The following is an 18,309-nucleotide window of genomic DNA, read 5'->3' on the forward strand; positions in this document are numbered from 1 at the left end:
AGCACCGGCACTGCCGACACTGATTGCCCCTAGCTTAGCCTTTTGCCAGCGGCCCGCGAAAGCTTTGCCGGCTGGTTCGTTCAAGTTCGCCGGAAATGTCCTACAGAACGTGTCAATAGAGAAAATGCCGACCGCATCCCACCCTCACATCAGGTAGAATGCGCGCCCAGTTTTTGGAGAAGCGTATGACCCTGCTCAAATTCAGCGATGTGTCCCTTGCTTTCGGCGCCATGCCGTTGTTGGACAAGGTGTCCTGGCAGATCGCCCGTGGTGAGCGGGTGTGCATCATCGGCCGCAACGGCACCGGCAAGTCCAGCATGATGAAGCTGGTAAAAGGCGACCAGAAGCCCGATGACGGCTCTGTCTGGCGTGCCCCGGGCCTCAAGATCGGCGAATTGCCGCAAGAATTGCCGGTGGCCGACGGACGGACAGTGTTCGACGTGGTAGCCGAAGGCCTGGACGGTGTTGGCGAGTTGCTCGCGCAATACCATCACCTGGCACAGAACTGCGTCACCGAAGAAGACCTGGACAAACTGATGCACGTCCAGCAAGACCTCGAAGCCCGTGACGGCTGGCGCTTGCAGCAACTGGTGGACAGCACCCTGAGCCGCCTGCAACTGCCGGCAGACAAGACCCTCGCCGAATTGTCCGGCGGCTGGCGTCGCCGTGTGCTGCTGGCCCAGGCCCTGGTGTCCGAGCCGGACCTGCTGCTGCTCGACGAACCGACCAACCACCTGGACATCGGCGCCATCGCCTGGCTTGAAGAAGCCATCAAGGACTTCCAGGGCGCCGTGCTGTTTATCACGCACGACCGTGCTTTCCTGCAGAGCCTGGCTACGCGCATCCTCGAGCTGGACCGTGGCGGCCTGATCGACTGGAACGGCGACTACGCCAGCTTCCTGGTGCATAAGGAAGCCGCCCTGGCGGCCGAAGAAACCGCCAACGCGCTGTTCGACAAGAAGCTGGCCCAGGAAGAAGTCTGGATCCGCCAGGGCATCAAGGCCCGTCGCACCCGTAACGAAGGCCGTGTGCGTGCCTTGAAAGCCTTGCGCGTGGAGCGCAGTGAGCGCCGCGAGCGTACCGGCAAGGCCAATATCCAGCTCGATACTGCCGACAAGTCGGGCAAGCAAGTGATGGTGCTGGAGAACGTCAGCTTCCATCACCCGGACGGCCCGTTCCTGATCAAGGACTTCTCCATGGTCCTGCAGCGCGGCGACCGTATTGGCCTGTTGGGCGCCAACGGTACCGGCAAGACCACCTTGCTCAAGCTGATGCTCAGCGGTCTGCAACCGACCAGCGGCAAGGTGGAAGAGGGCACTCGCATCGACGTGGCCTACTTTGACCAGTTGCGCCACCAGTTGGACCTGGAAAAGACCGTGATCGACAACGTCGCCGAAGGTCGCGACTTTATCGACATCGACGGCCAGAGCCGCCACGTACTCAGCTACCTGGGCGACTTCCTGTTCAGCCCGCAACGTGCGCGCACGCCGGTCAAGGCGCTGTCGGGGGGGGAGCGTGCGCGCCTGCTGCTGGCCAAGCTGTTCAGCAAGCCGGCCAACCTGCTGGTGCTCGACGAGCCGACCAACGACCTCGACGTGGAAACCCTAGAACTGCTGGAAGAGGTCTTGCTGACCTTCAACGGCACCGTGCTGATGGTCAGCCACGACCGGGAATTCCTCGACAACGTGGTCACCAGCACCCTGGTTTTCGAAGGCGAAGGCAAGGTGCGCGAATACGTGGGCGGTTATCAGGACTGGCTGCGTCAGGGCGGCTCGCCGCGCCTGCTGGGCGTGACCGAGAGCAAGTCGGGCAAGGCGGACCTGAACACGGCGGTGGTGGCTCCCGCCGCTGCCGAGGCGCCTGCACCGGCTGCTGACGCTGCGCCGGCCAAGAAGAAGCTGAGCTATAAGTTGCAGCGCGAGTTGGAAGCCTTGCCAGGCGATATCGACGCCAAGGAACAGCAGATCGCTGCGGTGGAAGCGGAAATGGCTGACGCCGGCTTCTACCTGCGCCCTGCGGCAGAAACCGCCAAGGTTATCGCCTCCCTGGAGACGTTGAACCAGGAGCTGGAAGCGTTGGTTGAGCGTTGGGCCGAGCTGGATGCCTGAGTGATCGAGCCGCAATAAAAAAGCCCGGCGCTCTTCTATGAGCGCCGGGCTTTTTAATATGAAATGCGATTCAACTGTGGGAGCTGGCTTGCCTGCGATAGCAGTCTGCCAGTTGATGCATCGGGTGGCTGATACACCGCTATCGCAGGCAAGCCAGCTCCCACATTAGACCTTTATCGGTCTTACGGACTCTTTATCAGTTTGACGGCCAATACATCGCACGGCGCGCCGTGCAATACATCATTGGCGGTCGAGCCCAGCAACAACGCCAAACCGTGACGACCATGGCTACCCACCACGATCAAGTCGCAAGCCTTTTCCTTGGCCAGGTGGTGAATTTCCTGGCGCGGTTGGCCGTATGTCAGGTGGCAGTCTTCCTTTTTCAGGTGCGGGTATTTGAGAATCAAACGGTCAAGGCGCTCCTTGGCCTGGTCAAATTGTTGTTGCTGCAGCTGGGAAAGGTCCATCGGCACGTCACCACCAAAGGCCATGGCCATGGGCTCGACGATGTGTACCAACGACAGTTTGGCGCCATTGGCAATCGCGGATTCCTGTGCGCGCTTGATCACTGGATCGCACTCTTCGGTCAGGTCGACAGCGACCAGAATATGTTCGTAGGGCATGAGGCGTTCCTCCAGAGGACTGCAATAAGTTCAGTATGGCTGCTTTCAAGCGGATGGGGTTGCCGCAGATCAAATCCGCTCATCTAGAAATTCGGGAGTACACATATGACGGTCTGGATAGTGGTGTCAATCCTTGCGGTGGTTTTGAGCCCCCTGGTATGGCTGCGACCTTCGCGCCAGCAGAGTGGGCGTATGGCCCTGCGCATGGAGGCACGCCGCATCGGCCTGGCCATGCAGTTGGCGCCTCAGGAATGGCCGCACTGGCTCAAGCAGGAGCCGCCGAGCCCCTGTGCGCAGTATTGCCGGCCACGACGCGGCAGCGCGCCCGCAACGTGGAGCTACTGGCAGCTGGAGCCGGGGCTATGGGTCAATCAGTGGCGTGAACCCTGTGTGGATGAGAAGTTGTTGCCGCATTTTGCAACGCTGCCGGCAAACGTCTACAAGGTCGAGGCCGACAAACAGATGATTGCTCTGTATTGGGGCGAAAAGGGCGACGCAAGCGTGCTGAAAGATATTGATACGCTGCTCAAGGCCCTGGCCTGACCCAAGCTCTGTAGGAGCGAGCCAGCTCGCTCCTACAGGAAAGCCAGGCAATAAAAAGCCCGACATCATCATCGGGCTGGAGGTGGCCAGGCAGGCCGGTAAATCTGCACATTGCCGCTAGCCTAGTCGTGTATTGCTTTCTGTACAGCCTTTTCCCACATCCTTTCCATTATTGATCCTGTGAATATTTGAATATTGACGGGTGGCGAGCCTGTGGGCCGGGTTCTGAAATGACTGGAAAGTCGCGTTTTTCCTAGCCTTTGGAGCGATTGACAATTGCTCGGAATTGGATGAAGGTGGCGTACCCAAATCAAACGGGCGTATGAATTGAGCGTTTGCCTGTCAGACGACTCATACAAAACCCGACTATCGCACTGGCGGGTGTGCCTGGCGGATTGGCGTGAGCATTGATTCAACTGTCAATGTCAAACCAGAGACCAGCGTCCAGTGTGTACTGTTCAGCTTCCATATCGTGGAGATCAGTTGATGATTTACGAAGGTAAAGCCATCACGGTTAAGGCTCTTGAAAGTGGCATCGTCGAACTCAAATTCGACCTCAAGGGTGAGTCCGTCAACAAGTTCAACCGTCTAACCCTGAACGAACTGCGTCAGGCCGTAGACACCATCAAAGCAGATGCTTCGGTCAAGGGCGTGATCGTCTCCAGCGGCAAGGACGTGTTTATCGTCGGCGCTGACATCACCGAATTCGTCGACAACTTCAAGCTGCCCGATGCCGAGCTGGTGGCTGGCAACCTCGAAGCCAACAAGATCTTCAGCGATTTCGAAGACCTCAACGTGCCGACTGTTGCTGCCATCAATGGCATCGCGTTGGGCGGCGGCCTGGAAATGTGCCTGGCGGCAGACTTCCGTGTCATGTCCGCGACGGCCAAGATCGGCCTGCCGGAAGTCAAGCTGGGTATCTACCCAGGCTTTGGCGGTACCGTGCGCCTGCCGCGCCTGATCGGTGCCGACAACGCGATCGAATGGATCGCCGCCGGCAAGGAAAACAAGGCTGAAGACGCACTGAAAGTCGGTGCCGTCGACGCAGTAGTGGCTCCGGACAAACTGGCCGAAGCCGCGCTGAACCTGATCAAAGGCGCCATCAGCGGCGAATTTGACTACAAGGCCAAGCGTCAGCCGAAGCTGGAAAAACTCAAGCTCAACGCCATCGAACAGATGATGTCGTTCGAAACCGCCAAAGGTTTCGTGGCAGGCCAGGCCGGCCCGAACTACCCGGCGCCGGTTGAAGCGATCAAGACCATCCAGAAGGCCGCGAACTTTGGTCGCGACAAAGCCCTGGAAGTGGAAGCGGCAGGCTTCGTCAAACTGGCGAAAACCTCGGCGGCCCAGAGCCTGATCGGCCTGTTCCTGAACGATCAGGAACTGAAGAAAAAGGCCAAGGCCTACGACGAAATCGCCAAGGACGTGAAACAGGCCGCCGTACTCGGCGCCGGTATCATGGGTGGCGGTATCGCCTATCAGTCGGCGTCCAAAGGCACGCCGATCCTGATGAAAGACATCAACGAGCACGGTATCGAACAGGGCCTGGCCGAAGCCGCCAAGCTGCTGGTGGGCCGCGTTGATAAAGGTCGCATGACCGCTGCAAAAATGGCTGAAGTGCTCAACGGCATTCGTCCTACGCTGTCCTACGGTGATTTCGGCCACGTCGACCTGGTGGTCGAAGCGGTTGTCGAAAACCCGAAGGTCAAGCAGGCGGTACTGGCTGAAGTGGAAGCCCAGGTCAAAGATGACACCATCCTGGCCTCCAACACCTCGACCATTTCCATCTCGCTGCTGGCCAAGGCCCTCAAGCGTCCGGAAAACTTCGTCGGCATGCACTTCTTCAACCCGGTGCACATGATGCCGCTGGTGGAAGTGATCCGTGGCGAGAAGTCCAGCGAGCTGGCCGTGGCCACCACCGTTGCCTACGCCAAGAAAATGGGCAAGAACCCGATCGTCGTCAACGATTGCCCGGGCTTCTTGGTCAACCGCGTGCTGTTCCCGTACTTTGGCGGTTTCGCCAAGCTGGTCAGCGCCGGTGTGGACTTCGTGCGCATCGACAAGGTCATGGAGAAGTTCGGCTGGCCCATGGGCCCGGCGTATCTGATGGACGTGGTCGGCATCGACACCGGCCACCACGGTCGCGACGTCATGGCTGAAGGCTTCCCGGACCGCATGAAAGACGACCGCCGCTCGGCGATCGACGCGCTGTACGAGGCCAAGCGCCTGGGCCAGAAGAATGGCAAGGGCTTCTACGCCTACGAGGCCGACAAGAAGGGCAAGCAGAAGAAAGTGGCCGACCCGTCGGTGCACGAAGTGCTCGCTCCGGTCATCTACGAACAGCGTGAGGTGTCGGACGAAGACATCATCAACTGGATGATGATCGCCCTGTGCCTGGAAACCGTGCGTTGCCTGGAAGACGGCATCGTTGAAACCGCCGCCGAAGCCGATATGGGCCTGGTGTACGGTATTGGTTTCCCTCCATTCCGTGGTGGCGCGTTGCGTTACATCGATTCGATCGGTGTGGCCGAGTTCGTTGCCCTGGCTGACAAATACGCTGATTTGGGCCCGCTGTACCACCCGACCGCGAAGCTGCGTGAAATGGCCAAGAATGGCCAGAGCTTCTTCGGTTAAGCGCCCAATCGACTAGAGCGAGAATATTTATGAGCTTGAATCCAAGAGACGTCGTGATTGTCGACTTCGGTCGTACGCCGATGGGCCGCTCCAAGGGCGGCATGCACCGCAACACCCGCGCCGAAGACATGTCGGCGCACCTGATCAGCAAAGTGCTGGAGCGCAACACCAAGGTCGACCCGAACGAAGTCGAGGACGTGATCTGGGGCTGCGTCAACCAGACCCTGGAGCAGGGCTGGAACATCGCGCGCATGGCGTCGTTGATGACCCAGATCCCGCACACCGCGGCCGGCCAGACCGTCAGCCGCCTGTGCGGCTCGTCGATGAGCGCGCTGCACACCGCTGCGCAAGCGATCATGACCGGCAACGGCGATGTGTTCGTGGTCGGCGGCGTGGAGCACATGGGCCACGTCAGCATGATGCACGGCGTCGATCCTAACCCGCACATGTCCCTCTACGCGGCGAAAGCCTCGGGCATGATGGGCCTGACCGCGGAAATGCTCGGCAAAATGCACGGCATCACCCGTGAAGCCCAGGACGCCTTCGGCCTGCGCTCCCACCAACTCGCCCACAAGGCGACGGTGGAAGGCAAGTTCAAGGATGAAATCATCCCGATGAACGGCTACGACGAGAATGGTTTCCTGAAACTGTTCGACTACGACGAAACCATTCGTCCGGACACTACCCTGGAAAGCCTGGCGGCCCTCAAGCCCGCCTTCAATCCAAAGGGCGGCACCGTGACAGCCGGTACTTCCTCGCAGATCACCGACGGTGCTTCGTGCATGATCGTGATGTCGGCGCAGCGTGCCCAGGACCTGGGTATCCAGCCGCTGGCCGTGATTCGTTCGATGGCAGTGGCGGGTGTGGATCCGGCGATCATGGGCTATGGTCCAGTACCGGCCACACAAAAAGCCTTGAAGCGCGCAGGCCTTTCCATCTCTGATATCGACTTCTTCGAGCTCAACGAAGCTTTCGCCGCACAGGCCTTGCCAGTGCTGAAAGATCTGAAAGTACTCGACAAGATGAACGAGAAGGTTAACCTGCACGGCGGTGCGATTGCCCTGGGCCACCCATTCGGTTGCTCCGGTGCGCGTATCTCTGGCACTTTGCTTAACGTGATGAAGCAAAATGGCGGCAACCTTGGGGTTGCAACCATGTGCATTGGTCTCGGCCAAGGCATCTCTACCGTCTTCGAACGCGTCTAAACGTTCGGTTGACGGAAGCCGGGGCCCAGTGCCCCGGTTTTTGTTTTTTGGAACTTTTAAATATTTTTTTTCAACAAATTTTGCATGAGGGCCAGAGCATGAAAGTCGAACCAGGGCTCTACCAGCATTACAAGGGGCCGCAGTACCGTGTTTTCAGCGTGGCGCGCCACTCTGAAACCGAAGAAGAAGTGGTGTTTTACCAAGCGCTGTATGGCGAATACGGCTTTTGGGTGCGCCCTTTGAGCATGTTCCTGGAGACCGTCGAAGTTGACGGCGAGCAGGTCCCACGCTTTGCTTTGGTCACGGCCGAACCCAGTCTTTTTACAGGGCAATAACGGCAGGTCGCGCAGAATGCTGCGCTTGACCTCATCCGGTTGCCACTATATATAGCGTTGCCGCGTCAGGCGCCAACTGCCTTTCACTTCTCGAATTCAGGAATTTTCCGATCCATGGGCAAATCGCTGGTCATTGTGGAATCCCCGGCTAAGGCCAAGACCATCAACAAGTACTTGGGCAACGAGTACGTGGTGAAGTCGAGTATCGGCCATATCCGAGACCTGCCCACCAGCGGTTCGGCTAGCGCCAGCAAGGAGCCTGCCGCCAAGCGCGGCAAGGCCGCCGCGGGCGAAGGTCCGGTACTCACGCCTAAAGAAAAAGCGCGCAAGCAACTGGTTTCGCGCATGGGTGTGGACCCGGACCATGGCTGGAAGGCCAAGTACGAAATCCTTCCGGGCAAGGAAAAGGTCATCGAAGAGCTGCGCCGGCTCGCCAAAGATGCTGACACCATCTATCTCGCGACGGACTTGGACCGCGAAGGGGAAGCCATTGCCTGGCACCTGCGCGAAGCCATCGGCGGTGATGACAGCCGCTACAAGCGCGTGGTGTTCAACGAAATCACCAAGAAAGCCATCCAGGAAGCGTTCTCCAAGCCGGGCGAGCTGGACATCGACCGTGTCAACGCCCAGCAGGCCCGTCGCTTCCTCGACCGCGTCGTCGGCTACATGGTCTCGCCACTGCTGTGGGCGAAGATCGCCCGTGGCCTGTCCGCCGGCCGTGTGCAATCGGTAGCGGTCAAGCTGGTGGTGGAGCGTGAGCGCGAGATCCGTGCGTTCATCCCTGAAGAATACTGGGAAGTCCACGCCGACCTCGGCACTGCCAAGGGCGCCAACGTGCGCTTTGAAGTGGCCCGTGAGAAAGGCGAGGCCTTCAAACCGCTGAACGAAGCCCAGGCCATGGCCGCGCTGGAGAAGCTCAAGGCTTCCAGCTACAGCATCGTCAAGCGTGAAGACAAACCGACCAGCAGCAAGCCGTCGGCGCCGTTCATCACCTCCACCCTGCAACAGGCCGCGAGCAACCGCCTGGGCTTCGGGGTGAAGAAGACCATGATGATGGCCCAGCGTCTGTATGAGGCTGGCTACATCACGTATATGCGTACGGACTCCACCAACCTGTCGCAAGACGCGGTGGCGATGGCGCGTACCTATATTGAAAGCGAATTCGGCAAGACCTACCTGCCGGAGAAGCCGAACGTCTACAGCAGCAAGGAAGGCGCACAAGAGGCTCACGAAGCGATTCGTCCGTCTGACGCCAACACCACGCCTGCCAAGCTGAGCGGCATGGAGCGCGACGCTGAGCGCCTCTACGAGCTGATCTGGCGCCAGTTCCTGGCTTGCCAGATGCTGCCGGCGCAATACCTGTCTACTACCGTCAGCGTGGGCGCGGGCGATTTCGAGTTGCGTGCCAAGGGCCGTATCCTCAAGTTCGACGGCTACACCCGTGTGATGCCGCAGATCGCCAAGCCTGGCGATGATGATGTGCTGCCGGACATGGCCCAGGGCGACACGCTGAAGCTGATCAAGCTCGACCCGTCCCAGCACTTCACCAAGCCGCCGGCGCGTTATTCCGAAGCCAGCCTGGTGAAAGAGATGGAAAAGCGCGGTATCGGTCGTCCGTCGACCTACGCGGCGATCATCTCCACCATCCAGGACCGTGGCTACGTTGCGCTGCACAACCGTCGTTTCTATTCGGAAAAGATGGGTGACATCGTCACCGAGCGTCTGTCGGAGAGTTTCTCCAACTTGATGGATTACGGCTTCACTGCCGGCATGGAAGAGAACCTCGATGACGTGGCCCAGGGCGAACGCGACTGGAAAAACGTGCTGGATGAGTTCTACGGCGACTTCAAGAAAAAGCTTGAAGTGGCCGAGAACCCCGAGAACGGGATGCGCGCCAACCAGCCGGTGATGACGGATATTCCGTGCACTACCTGCGGTCGACCGATGCAGATTCGTACCGCCTCCACCGGCGTGTTCCTCGGTTGCTCGGGCTACAGCCTGCCGCCCAAAGAGCGCTGCAAGGCGACCGTCAACCTGGTGCCGGGCGATGAAATCGCGGCTGACGACGAGGGTGAGTCCGAGTCGCTGGTGCTGCGTGGCAAGCACCGCTGCCCGATCTGCAGCACGGCGATGGACGCCTACCTGCTGGACGAGAAGCACAAGCTGCACATCTGTGGTAACAACCCGGATTGCAACGGCTACGAGATCGAAGAGGGCACCTATCGCATCAAGGGCTATGAAGGCCCGAGCCTGGAATGCGACAAGTGCGGCAGCGAGATGCAGCTTAAGACTGGCCGTTTCGGCAAGTTCTTCGGGTGCACCAACCCAACCTGCAAGAACACCCGCAAACTGCTGAAAAGCGGTGATGCGGCGCCGCCGAAGATGGATCCGGTGAAAATGCCCGAGCTCAAGTGCGAGAAGGTCAACGACACCTACATCCTGCGTGACGGCGCTTCGGGGCTGTTCCTGGCTGCGAGCCAGTTCCCGAAAAACCGCGAGACCCGTGCACCACTGGTGATGGAGATCGTGCCGCACAAGGACGAGATCGATCCGAAGTACCACTTCCTGTGTGAAGCGCCGAAAAAGGACCCGGATGGTCGCCCAGCCGTGATCCGTTACAGCCGCAAGACCAAGGAGCAGTACGTGCAGACCGAAGTGGACGGCAAGCCTACTGGCTGGAAAGCGTTCTACGACGGCGGCAAGTGGAAGGTCGAGGACAAGCGCCAGGGCGCTTGATCCGCTAGTCTGTTAACGCCAAAAGCCGTCTGTATAGACGGCTTTTGCTTACTGTAGGATTGAGCTTGTTGTGGCGAGCAAGCTTGCTTGCGCTGGGGTGCGAAGCGCCCCCAATAGCTGGCGACTGCTACGCAGTCGAGCGGGAGCAAGCTCCCTCGCCACAGCAAGCTCGCTCCTACACAGCCAGCATCACGCCTATTCGTTGTGGAGATTGCCGTCATGGCCAACGAACTCTATACCCGTACCAATCAGAAAATTTACTTCGCGGGTTTATCCCTGGAGGCCCTTGGCCGTGCCGAGGAAGGGAAAGAGATGAACGCCATCGCGCTGGTACAGGCGGGGCGCGAAGCGGCGTTGTTCCACCTGTACGGTGCCTTGCTGGGGCTGTGCCATGAGATCGCCGGGTTCTACCGCCTACCCCAGGCCGGCGCGCCGCGTGCAGAAATGATCATGAATCGTGAAGTGCTGGATTCAATGGCGATCCCCGAGTTGGCCGAACTGGTGGAAATGGCCCAAAGCCCCGACAGTTGGGTGGCACGGCTGCTCAAAGCCCATGCGGATATGTTTCAACCGCCGCGTATTCCCCATGTGCCCAAAGGTGATGTCACCCAGCCGCTGATCGTCGCCGTGGCCTTGGAGCAGGATGAGCCTAAGCCTTTGAGCCGTGAGGAGTTGGAAGGCTGGCGCCAGGAGCTGAAAAAGATGGCGCTGCGTTTTCGTGAAGGGCTCAACGAGTGCTGAAGGGGTTGCACTAAGCAAATGTGGAAGCTGGCTTGCCTGCGATGACGGCCTGCCAGCCGACACCTATCGATCTGATGCCCCGCGTTCAACCTGTGGGAGCTGGCTTGCCTGCGATGGCGGCCTGACAGGCGACCCTGTTATACCGAGTACATATTCATTCCTGCGGCAACGGCCACTTAGGGCTCCGCCTGACGGCGGGTCACTTTGGAAAAGCCGGAATGCCAGCGTGGTTTAACGGGGAGCCTGAGATCAAGATCAAAAGCAGATCAAAAGCTACTCGCTTCGCATCGTGGTTACCGTTGGCTGCTTTAGCCTGCAAAGTTGTATAGGTACCTATGCTGCGATAGCGGTGGGTCAGTTTGCTGGTTATTCGCTGATACTCCGCCATCGCAGGCAAGCCAGCGCCCACATAGAGACGCGTGTTCCCTAGGGCGCCATTCATCACACCGTAAACAAACCTGTCCATATCCCCTGCGAGGCTGGGTGGATGACTGATATAATCCCAGGCCTTTCGTGGAGAACAGACTTTTATGCCAACGTCCTTTCTGGAAATTGTTGAACTGCCTGACGGCCGAATCGAACTGCGCCGGGCTGAGGACGAGGGTTCTCTGGTTATTCTGGATTTCTCCGAAGACGCCAAGGTCTTCCTGCAAGGCCAGCACGTCGAAGTGGCTAAAGCCATGTTGAGCGTGGGCGTGCAGATGGCAGGTCGCCTTGCCGAAGGCGAGCCGGAGAAAGATGAAGGGCCGCGCGTTCTTCACTGAGTCCTTTGTGACGGCTGCTTCTGTGGCGCGCCATCATTACCCCAATCGAATATTCAAACTCTGTGCATCACCCGTGCGCGCAGCACTGATCAGTTGCTGCTTGGCGCTGGCATTCAGCGGGTTCAACCAGCTCACCACCGTATGGCTGCGGCCCAGGCGCAAGGCTTCGCAGGTTAGCTGCTGGGCACTTTGCGCGCCGCGTGGTTGCAGCAACAGGATACGCTCACGGTTGAGCCCAGCGTCCCGCAGCCAGGCCTGGGTGAGGCTGGCGGGCGGGGCGATCAGTGTCAGCCAGCGGGCGTCCTGATCTTCGCTCAATTCGCGCAGGATAGGTGCCAGCAGGTTCAGGCAGCTCTCAGCCGCACCGCGCAACGACAGTTCACTGAACGCCTCAGGTTCGCCGCCCCAGGGGGCTTCGACCGTTTCCTTGAGGATTGGCGCAAGGGGCTGGGCCATGAAGGCCTCGAACAGCGACAGTTGTGTATGTTGTGGGGTGTGCACGAGCTGCATGATGCCTCCTTTAGCGGCGAATGACGCCGACACTCAAGCCTTCGATCACCAGGTCCTGGTCTTTCAGGTTGACTTCGATCGGGGCAAACTCAGGGTTTTCGGCCAGGAGCCAGACCTTGCTGCCTTCGCGCTTGAAGCGTTTGACCGTGACCTCGTCGCCGATACGGGCCACGACGATCTGGCCATTGCGGGCTTCGCGGGTGGTATGCACGGCCAGCAGGTCGCCGTCGAAGATACCCACGTCCTTCATGCTCATGCCGTGCACACGCAACAGGTAGTCGGCGCGAGGGTGGAAGAAGGTCGGGTTGATGTTGCAGGATTCCTCGACGTGCTGCTGCGCCAGGATCGGCGCACCTGCGGCGACGCGACCGATGATCGGCAATGTCGACTCGTCGGCCTTGGCTTCGAAGCCAGGGATGCGAATACCTCGCGAAGCACCCGGGGTCATCTCGATCGCACCTTTGCGAGCGAGGGCCTTGAGGTGTTCCTCGGCGGCGTTCGGGGACTTGAACCCCAGTTCCAGGGCAATCTCCGCACGGGTAGGCGGGTAACCATTGTCATCAAGGCAGCGCTTGATAAAAGCCAGAATCTCAGCTTGGCGTGGCGTCAGTTTTAGCATGTTGATCGCTCTGTCTTTTTATACAGTGACTGGGATTATATACAGTGAACTGCGCTTGGCAATCATCCTTTTTAGTGGCCCCGCTGGACGGTCATCCGTCAGCCGTCCTACAGAGCAGAAGCGGCGCTGCCTACACAGCTGCAAGGATGTGATTAAATAGCGACGAATCAGATGACTGACCAGCCGCAAAGCGGACCCGCAGGCTTGACAAGACACACTCTGAAACGTATGTTTCAAACAAGTGTTTGTCAGGCGGAGTAGCCATGGCCCAGTCGGAAACCGTTGAACGCATTCTCGATGCTGCCGAGCAATTGTTCGCGGAAAAAGGATTTGCTGAAACTTCATTGCGCCTGATCACCAGCAAGGCTGGGGTCAACCTGGCCGCCGTGAACTATCATTTCGGCTCGAAAAAGGCCCTGATCCAGGCGGTGTTCTCACGCTTTCTGGGCCCGTTCTGCACAAGCCTCGACCGTGAGCTGGAACGCCGCCAGGCCAAGGCCGATCACAAGCCCAGCCTGGAAGAGCTGCTGGAAATCCTCGTGGAGCAAGCCTTGGTCGTGCAGCCTCGCAGCGGCAACGACCTGTCGATCTTCATGCGCCTGCTGGGCCTGGCGTTCAGCCAGAGCCAGGGCCACTTGCGCCGCTACCTGGAAGACATGTACGGCAAGGTGTTCCGCCGCTATATGCTGTTGGTCAACGAAGCGGCCCCGCGTATTCCACCTATCGAGCTGTTCTGGCGTGTGCATTTCATGCTCGGTGCCGCAGCTTTCAGCATGTCGGGTATCAAGGCGCTGCGGGCAATTGCCGAGACCGATTTCGGTGTGAACACGTCCATCGAGCAAGTCATGCGCCTGATGGTGCCGTTCCTTGCCGCTGGCATGCGCGCCGAAACCGGCGTCAGCGACCCGGCCATGGCCGCCGCCCAGTTGCGCCCACGCAGCAAAACCGTACCGGTCGCCGCCAAGGTTTGATCGCTGCGGGTGGGCGCGGCCGCTTGCATCCGCTAAGCTAGCCGCCATGCCGATTTCAGCTATTTATTCGCAACCCGTCGTCCTTGCCGTGCCTGGCAAGGACGACGGGTTGTGTGCGTTATTTAAGGAAGGTTTATGACTGCTGCCCTGCAAGGTTCTTTGATGGTCGACGTCGCCGGTACCTGGCTCACGGCCGAGGATCGTCATCTGTTGCGCCAACCGGAAGTGGGCGGCCTGATTATTTTTGCGCGCAATATCGAGCACCCGCGCCAGGTTCGCGAGTTGAGCGCCGCGATTCGTGCAGTGCGCCCGGACTTGCTGTTGGCCGTGGACCAGGAGGGCGGTCGCGTGCAGCGTCTGCGCCAAGGCTTCGTGCGCCTGCCGGCCATGCGTGCGCTGGCGGATAACCCCAACGCTGAATACCTGGCCGAACAGTGCGGCTGGATCATGGCCACCGAGGTGCTGGCGGTGGGCCTGGACCTGAGTTTTGCCCCCGTGCTGGACCTCGACTACCAACGCAGCGCCGTGGTCGGTACCCGTGCTTTCGAAGGCGACCCCGAGCGCGCTGCCGTGCTCGCGGGTGCCTTTATCCGTGGCATGAACAGCGCCGGTATGGCCGCCACCGGCAAGCACTTCCCTGGCCATGGTTGGGCCGAGGCCGATTCCCACGTCGCCATTCCCAATGATGAACGCAGCCTGGAGCAGATTCGCGCCAATGACCTGGTGCCTTTCGCACGCCTGAGCAAGCAATTGGCCGCCGTGATGCCGGCGCACGTCATCTACCCGCAGGTCGATGCCCAGCCTGCAGGTTTTTCGCGTCGCTGGTTGCAGGATATCCTGCGCGGTGAGTTGCAGTTTGACGGGGTAATCTTCAGCGATGACCTGTCCATGGCCGGCGCCCATGTGGTCGGCGATGCGGCCAGCCGTATCGAAGCGGCGCTGACCGCCGGTTGTGACATGGGCTTGGTGTGCAATGACCGTGCGGCGGCCGAGCTGGCGCTGAGTGCAGCACAGCGGATGAAGGTCACGCCATCGGCGCGGATTGCGCGTATGCGTGGGCAGGCGGTTGCCTCGACGGACTATAAGCAGGACCCGCGTTGGCTGACAGCGCTTACTGCGTTGCGCGATGCGCAGTTGATCGACTGAAAACCGAAGCGCGGCCATCGCAGGCAAGCCAGCTCCCACATTTTGATTTGTGAATACAGTCAGGTGTGGGAGCGGGCTTGCTCGCGAAGGCGGCCGAACAGTCAGCGCTTTTCTTGCTTATTGGGCAACGGCGCAAACAACGCTTCAATCTCCTCATTGCCCAACTGCCAATCCCCCGTGGTTCGCCCATCCAGCACGCCCGCAGCCAGATCGGACTTCTCCTTCTGCAAGTGCTGGATTTTCTCCTCTACCGTGCCCCGGGCAATCATCTTGTACACGAACACCGGCTTTTCCTGCCCGATGCGGTATGCACGGTCGGTGGCCTGGTTTTCCGTGGCTGGGTTCCACCAGGGGTCGTAGTGGATAACCGTGTCGGCTTCGGTCAGGTTCAAGCCCACGCCGCCAGCCTTCAGACTGATTAAAAAGATCTGCAACTTACCGCTCTGGAAATCCTTCACCGGTGTACGTCGATCCCGGGTCTGGCCGGTCAGCAGGGCGTAGGCAATGCCGCGCTTTTTCAGTTCGGCCTCGATCAGGCTCAGCATCGAGGTGAACTGTGAGAACAGCAGGATCCGGCGGCCTTCAGCAAACAGCTCGTCGAGCATGTCCATCAGGCTGTCGAGCTTGCCCGAGCTGCTGCCACGGGCGGGCAGGGTGGCGTCGTTGACCAGGCGCAAGTCGCAGCACACCTGGCGCAGTTTGAGCAGGGCTTCGAGGATGATGATCTGGCTGCGGGCCACGCCCTTGCGGGTGATCTCGTCGCGGACCTTTTTATCCATGGCCAGGCGCATGGTTTCGTACACGTCGCGCTGGGCCTCGTTGAGGTCGACCCAGTGGATGATTTCGGTTTTGGGTGGCAGTTCGGTTGCCACTTGTTCCTTGGTGCGGCGTAGCAGGAAGGGTTTGATCCGACCGTTGAGGTGCTGCAATCGCACCTCGCTGGCACGTTTTTCAATCGGCACGCGGTAATCACGGTTGAAGCTCTTCACGTCGCCCAGCCAGCCCGGCAGCAGGAAGTGGAACAGCGACCACAGCTCACCCAGGTGGTTTTCCAATGGAGTGCCGCTCAGGCACAGGCGCTGGCGTGCATTCAGCTCGCGTGCGGCCTGGGCCGCCTTGCTTGACGGGTTCTTGATGTACTGCGCTTCATCCAGGATCAAGACGTGCAAGGGCAGGGCGGCGAGCTGTTCAATGTCCTTGGGCAGCAGGGCGTAGGTGGTCAGCAGCAGGTCGTAGTCATTCAGGTTGGCGAAATGTTTCTTACGCCCCGCGCCATAAAGTGCCTGCACTCTCAACTGCGGGGTGAAGTGCGCGGCTTCATCGAGCCAGTTCGGGATCAGGCTGGTAGGCATCACGACCATGCACGGCCGATCAAGGCGCCCTGCGTTTTTTTCGGTGAGGATGTGCGCCAGGGTCTGCAAGGTTTTGCCCAGGCCCATGTCATCCGCAAGTATCCCACCCACCTCCAGTTGGCGCAGCGACTGCATCCAGCTCAGACCTTCCAGCTGGTAGGGGCGTAAGGTCGCATTCAGGCCTTCGGGCGCCACGCAGGTGAAATCCTTGATATCGCGCAGGCGCTGGGCGAAGGTGCGGATCTTCTCGCCGCCTTCCCATTGCAGTGGCAGGTCTTCCAGCGGGTTGAGGCGTATGGCGTCGGCCTTGGCCAGGCGCAGCGCGGTGGTGCCGGCTTCCTGCAGGTAAAACTCGCCGAGGGTCGCCAGCACCGGCTTCAAGCGGCCGTAGGGCAGCGCCACTTGCAGCGGGCCGTGGCCGTTGGGCAGGCCGGGGATGTTCACCAGGATCAGCTCTTCATCGCGGCGCCGCGCCAGTTTCTCCGGGTTGAGGATCTCGGTGTGGGAGCGCATCAGGTTCAGCAGGATCGGCAGCAGGCTCAAACGTTCGCCGTTGACGATGATGCCCAGCTCCAGGTCGAACCAATCGCGTTCCGGCCCTTCATCGACCGTGGCATACCAGTCATCGACGGGGCTGAGATCAAAGCCGAAGTCTTCATCGATCTGCAGCTCCCAGCCCTCGGCACGCAAAGTGGGCGACACATTGAGGGTGAAGTTCAGCCAGGCACTGTCATTGACCATTTCGAAGAGCTCGCCGGCGCTTTCCGGCAGGGCCTTGCTCTGGCGCGTGGCGATCTTGAAGCCAAGCAGGCGCAGGTGTTCGCGATAGGCCTGTTCTTGCTCGGGATGGCGCTTGATCCGCAGGCTCTGCGTCTCTTGGCGCACAATGATGTCAGCATTTTTTTGCCCGCTGACATAGTTGCCCAGGTAGTTGAACGACAACGCCGCACGGTGCTGGATATAGCGCTGCATCTTGCCGTTGCGCGGTTCGAACGCGCTGAACTCCACGCTGGCCAGCCACAGGCGTGGCACCGGTTGCACGTCGTCCATCACCACTTGCGGCAGGACCACGCGGTTTTCGAGCACCGCCTGGAGCTTCTCCAGCAGCTGCGCATCCTGAGCCGCTGCCGGGTAGGCCAGGGTTTCCTGGACCTTGAGCAGCACCGCCGCGATGTGTTTGCAGTTGGTGTGCACCGGGCACGTGCAGCGGCTGTCCACCAAGATCAGCAGGCCCTTGGCTGATTCGCGCAGTGAGATGGTTTGGCGGTAAACATTACCGCCCGAGCCTTCGCAACTGGCGGTGATGGTGCTGTCGCCGCACTCGACGATGCGCACGCGGTTCTCCAGGGCGTAGCGTCGCCCGCGCTCGAGGCTTTGCTCTTTGAAGCGATTGGCCCACGAAGGGGCCAGGGGTTTGGTCAACGACGACGTCAGGGGCATGGCGCGCAATCAGTCCTGAAGGTCGGGCGGTGGTGCGCTGGGTGGCTTGGCGGTCAGCGAGGTGATCTTGATCAGCAGCGCCAGGTGGCCGCCGTCCAGGTAGTTGAGCTGGTTGTTCTTGGTGCGTACGTCTTTCTGACTCAAGTGTTCGCTGGCGATCACGCTGCCGTTGCCGTCGAACTGGTTGATCCAGAAATCCGCGTCGATATCGGTAAAGCGCCCCAGTTGCAGGCTCAACACCCCTTCGATAGGGAACTGGCCGAATTGCTCCTGGCCGTCGGTGATCGCCACCTTCACCGCTTGCTCGCCCAGGTTCTGCTCCCAGGCCTTGTGGGCGAGCACCGTGTAGTTGGCGTCGGCGCGCAGCTTGTCGACGATATTGCCCAGGCGCGGCGGGCTCATCCGCTCACCCAGGCGCGGCGCGCCCGCATCCCAGTTTTCCGGGGCGGCGCGGCTGTTGATCACTGGTTCTGCATTCTGGCGCACCAGGATCATTTCCACCTGATACAGGCTGTCGGCAAAGGCCGAAGGTGCGAGTACCACCAACAACAGGCTCAAAATGCGGAACACGCGCATGGGGGC

At 60.1% G+C, this 18,309-nt stretch carries 15 protein-coding genes; 10 read left to right on the forward strand and 5 right to left on the reverse strand.

The genetic code is table 11. The annotated features are described in order from the left end of the window. The first annotated feature begins 185 nt into the window (after positions 1-185). A complete protein-coding gene (locus RHM69_RS30120) occupies positions 186-2,108 on the forward strand; it encodes an ATP-binding cassette domain-containing protein (RefSeq protein ID WP_020302894.1) in 1,923 nt (640 codons plus the stop codon). A 182-nt stretch (positions 2,109-2,290) separates the two neighbouring features. Here the strand turns inward: RHM69_RS30120 and RHM69_RS30125 are convergent, their stop codons facing one another. After that, the gene (locus RHM69_RS30125; RefSeq protein WP_014717508.1) at positions 2,291-2,731 is read right to left on the reverse strand and encodes a universal stress protein; all 441 of its coding nucleotides are present in this window, start codon (positions 2,729-2,731) and stop codon (positions 2,291-2,293) included. 105 nt (positions 2,732-2,836) lie between these two features. Between RHM69_RS30125 and RHM69_RS30130 the strand changes: the two genes are divergently transcribed. From RHM69_RS30130 to RHM69_RS30160, 7 genes are all read left to right on the forward strand, one after another. Then, on the forward strand, positions 2,837-3,274 hold the full coding sequence (locus tag RHM69_RS30130; protein WP_019818247.1) for a hypothetical protein: 438 nt from the start codon (positions 2,837-2,839) through the stop codon (positions 3,272-3,274). A gap of 486 nt (positions 3,275-3,760) precedes the next feature. Next, the gene (gene fadB, locus RHM69_RS30135; protein WP_005786151.1) at positions 3,761-5,908 is read left to right on the forward strand and encodes a fatty acid oxidation complex subunit alpha FadB; all 2,148 of its coding nucleotides are present in this window, start codon (positions 3,761-3,763) and stop codon (positions 5,906-5,908) included. 29 nt (positions 5,909-5,937) lie between these two features. After that, positions 5,938-7,113 carry an acetyl-CoA C-acyltransferase FadA gene (gene fadA, locus RHM69_RS30140; RefSeq protein WP_003189650.1) on the forward strand — a complete coding sequence of 392 codons (1,176 nt, stop codon included), beginning with the start codon at positions 5,938-5,940 and terminating at the stop codon, positions 7,111-7,113. 98 nt (positions 7,114-7,211) lie between these two features. Further along, a complete protein-coding gene (locus RHM69_RS30145) occupies positions 7,212-7,448 on the forward strand; it encodes a DUF1653 domain-containing protein (RefSeq protein WP_003189651.1) in 237 nt (78 codons plus the stop codon). 114 nt (positions 7,449-7,562) lie between these two features. Beyond that, positions 7,563-10,184 (forward strand): type I DNA topoisomerase, encoded by a 2,622-nt coding sequence (gene topA, locus RHM69_RS30150; RefSeq protein ID WP_003189652.1) that lies wholly within the window; start codon positions 7,563-7,565, stop codon positions 10,182-10,184. Positions 10,185-10,403: 219 nt separating this feature from the next. After that, positions 10,404-10,925: a DUF6586 family protein gene (locus tag RHM69_RS30155; RefSeq protein WP_003189653.1), complete on the forward strand. Its 522-nt coding sequence runs from the start codon at positions 10,404-10,406 to the stop codon at positions 10,923-10,925. 530 nt (positions 10,926-11,455) lie between these two features. Continuing rightward, complete coding sequence (locus RHM69_RS30160) at positions 11,456-11,689, forward strand: hypothetical protein (RefSeq protein ID WP_014717511.1); 234 nt, start codon at positions 11,456-11,458, stop codon at positions 11,687-11,689. 36 nt (positions 11,690-11,725) lie between these two features. On the opposite strand, the gene sulA is transcribed toward RHM69_RS30160, so the two are convergent. Next, positions 11,726-12,199 carry an SOS-induced cell division inhibitor SulA gene (gene sulA / locus RHM69_RS30165; protein WP_005786162.1) on the reverse strand — a complete coding sequence of 158 codons (474 nt, stop codon included), beginning with the start codon at positions 12,197-12,199 and terminating at the stop codon, positions 11,726-11,728. A 10-nt stretch (positions 12,200-12,209) separates the two neighbouring features. Further along, a complete protein-coding gene (gene lexA, locus RHM69_RS30170; protein WP_003172575.1) occupies positions 12,210-12,818 on the reverse strand; it encodes a transcriptional repressor LexA in 609 nt (202 codons plus the stop codon). Positions 12,819-13,081: 263 nt separating this feature from the next. Here lexA and RHM69_RS30175 point away from each other — a divergent pair, with 263 nt between their 5' ends. Continuing rightward, positions 13,082-13,789, forward strand: a complete 708-nt coding sequence (locus RHM69_RS30175; protein WP_014717512.1) for a TetR/AcrR family transcriptional regulator — start codon at positions 13,082-13,084, stop codon at positions 13,787-13,789. A 135-nt stretch (positions 13,790-13,924) separates the two neighbouring features. After that, positions 13,925-14,935, forward strand: coding sequence for a beta-N-acetylhexosaminidase (gene nagZ, locus RHM69_RS30180; RefSeq protein WP_019818244.1), 1,011 nt, complete (start codon positions 13,925-13,927; stop codon positions 14,933-14,935). Between the two features lie 101 nt (positions 14,936-15,036). On the opposite strand, the gene RHM69_RS30185 is transcribed toward nagZ, so the two are convergent. Both RHM69_RS30185 and RHM69_RS30190 read right to left on the reverse strand, forming a co-directional pair. After that, positions 15,037-17,727, reverse strand: coding sequence for a DEAD/DEAH box helicase (locus RHM69_RS30185; RefSeq protein WP_069868324.1), 2,691 nt, complete (start codon positions 17,725-17,727; stop codon positions 15,037-15,039). A gap of 9 nt (positions 17,728-17,736) precedes the next feature. Continuing rightward, positions 17,737-18,303, reverse strand: a complete 567-nt coding sequence (locus RHM69_RS30190; protein WP_014717515.1) for a CsiV family protein — start codon at positions 18,301-18,303, stop codon at positions 17,737-17,739. Positions 18,304-18,309 lie beyond the last annotated feature (6 nt).

The sequence above is a fragment of the Pseudomonas sp. CCI1.1 genome, assembly GCF_034348165.1.
Lineage (GTDB): Bacteria > Pseudomonadota > Gammaproteobacteria > Pseudomonadales > Pseudomonadaceae > Aquipseudomonas > Aquipseudomonas paracarnis.

Excerpts from the sequence above, each read along its gene's own strand:
- RHM69_RS30155 (WP_003189653.1), top strand. The coding sequence starts at position 10,404 with ATGGCCAACGAACTCTATACCCGTACCAATCAGAAAATTTACTTCGCG.
- RHM69_RS30160 (WP_014717511.1), top strand. The coding sequence starts at position 11,456 with ATGCCAACGTCCTTTCTGGAAATTGTTGAACTGCCTGACGGCCGAATC.
- sulA (WP_005786162.1), bottom strand. The coding sequence starts at position 12,199 with ATGCAGCTCGTGCACACCCCACAACATACACAACTGTCGCTGTTCGAG.
- RHM69_RS30175 (WP_014717512.1), top strand. The coding sequence starts at position 13,082 with ATGGCCCAGTCGGAAACCGTTGAACGCATTCTCGATGCTGCCGAGCAA.
- lexA (WP_003172575.1), bottom strand. The coding sequence starts at position 12,818 with ATGCTAAAACTGACGCCACGCCAAGCTGAGATTCTGGCTTTTATCAAG.
- RHM69_RS30130 (WP_019818247.1), top strand. The coding sequence starts at position 2,837 with ATGACGGTCTGGATAGTGGTGTCAATCCTTGCGGTGGTTTTGAGCCCC.
- RHM69_RS30190 (WP_014717515.1), bottom strand. The coding sequence starts at position 18,303 with ATGCGCGTGTTCCGCATTTTGAGCCTGTTGTTGGTGGTACTCGCACCT.
- RHM69_RS30125 (WP_014717508.1), bottom strand. The coding sequence starts at position 2,731 with ATGCCCTACGAACATATTCTGGTCGCTGTCGACCTGACCGAAGAGTGC.
- RHM69_RS30145 (WP_003189651.1), top strand. The coding sequence starts at position 7,212 with ATGAAAGTCGAACCAGGGCTCTACCAGCATTACAAGGGGCCGCAGTAC.
- topA (WP_003189652.1), top strand. The coding sequence starts at position 7,563 with ATGGGCAAATCGCTGGTCATTGTGGAATCCCCGGCTAAGGCCAAGACC.
- fadA (WP_003189650.1), top strand. The coding sequence starts at position 5,938 with ATGAGCTTGAATCCAAGAGACGTCGTGATTGTCGACTTCGGTCGTACG.
- nagZ (WP_019818244.1), top strand. The coding sequence starts at position 13,925 with ATGACTGCTGCCCTGCAAGGTTCTTTGATGGTCGACGTCGCCGGTACC.
- RHM69_RS30120 (WP_020302894.1), top strand. The coding sequence starts at position 186 with ATGACCCTGCTCAAATTCAGCGATGTGTCCCTTGCTTTCGGCGCCATG.
- fadB (WP_005786151.1), top strand. The coding sequence starts at position 3,761 with ATGATTTACGAAGGTAAAGCCATCACGGTTAAGGCTCTTGAAAGTGGC.
- RHM69_RS30185 (WP_069868324.1), bottom strand. The coding sequence starts at position 17,727 with ATGCCCCTGACGTCGTCGTTGACCAAACCCCTGGCCCCTTCGTGGGCC.